This window comes from Micromonospora sp. M61 (assembly GCF_018070245.1).
Lineage (GTDB): Bacteria > Actinomycetota > Actinomycetes > Mycobacteriales > Micromonosporaceae > Micromonospora > Micromonospora zamorensis.
Map to the genome: position 1 here is coordinate 1 of NZ_JAGPYA010000165.1, position 1,091 is coordinate 1,091.

Genomic DNA, 1,091 nt, shown 5'->3' on the forward strand with positions numbered 1-1,091 from the left:
GCACCGCCAGGTCCTCCGCGACCGCGCCGGTCACCTGGAGGTAGCTGCCCACCTGCGGGCCGCCCTTGTGGTACTGACCCGTCGAGTGCAGGAATCGCGGTCCCCAACCGAAGGTGACCGGCCGGCCGCCCGCCTGGGCCAGCAGCGGCCGCAGCTTGGCCATGTCGGCGTCGGCGAACCGGTCGAGGTACGCCATCACCGCGAGGTAACCGTCGTCGCCCAGCCCGTCGAGCAGCCAGCGCAGCACCCCGGCCAGGTCGCCGGGAGCGCCCTGCGGGGCGTACACCTCGATCGCGCCCTCGGTGAACGACGGCGTCTCCGCCGGCAGGCCCGAGGCCAGGATCTTGTTGGTGTTCTCCTTGGACTCGGTGACGTTCGGCTGGTTGAACGGGTCGATGCCGAGCACCACACCGGCCACCGCGGTCGCGTACTCCCAGGCCAGGAACTGCGCGCCCAGCGGGCCGTTGACGGCCACGTCCGGGGCCGCGCCGCCGCCCGGCACGTCACCAGGTGCCAGCGCGCCGCCGTAGCTGACGGTCAGCACGTCCGCACCGCTGGCGCCGGGGCTCTGCGGAGACTCCACGACCACCGGCAGGATGCCCACCCCGGCCTTGCCGGTCGACTCGGCGATCAGCTGCTCGGCCCAGTCGCCGAGCCCGTCGATGCCGGTGCCGTCGGAGACCAGCGCGATCTTGTCCCGGGCCAGCGTCGCCGCCGCGCCCAGGGCGGCACCCAGGGCGAGCGCCGGGTTGTCCCGGTCCGCGCCGAGCGACGCGGCCAGCGCGTCGGCCTGGTCGAGCAGTTCCGCGACCTCGACCCCGGCCAGCGCCGAGGGCACCAGGCCGAACGCGGTCAGCGCCGAGTACCGGCCGCCCACGTTCGGGTCGGCGAGCACTGTGAACGCGCCCATCTCGGTCGCGGTGGTCTCCAGCGGCGAGCCCGGGTCGGTGACGATGACGAAGTGCCGGCCGGCCTCCGCCTCCGTCATCCCGGCGTCCAGGAACGCCTGCCAGTAGGCGCGCCGGTGGCTGTCGGTCTCCACCGTCGAACCGGACTTGCTCGCCACCACGACGACGGTGCGCTCCAGCCGG

At 74.2% G+C, this 1,091-nt stretch carries 1 protein-coding gene; it reads right to left on the minus strand.

Annotation, left to right across the window (positions count from 1 at the left end; genetic code table 11):
- On the minus strand, positions 1-1,091 hold a 1,091-nt coding region (locus KBX34_RS33105), incomplete at both ends, for a glucose-6-phosphate isomerase (protein ID WP_210928997.1).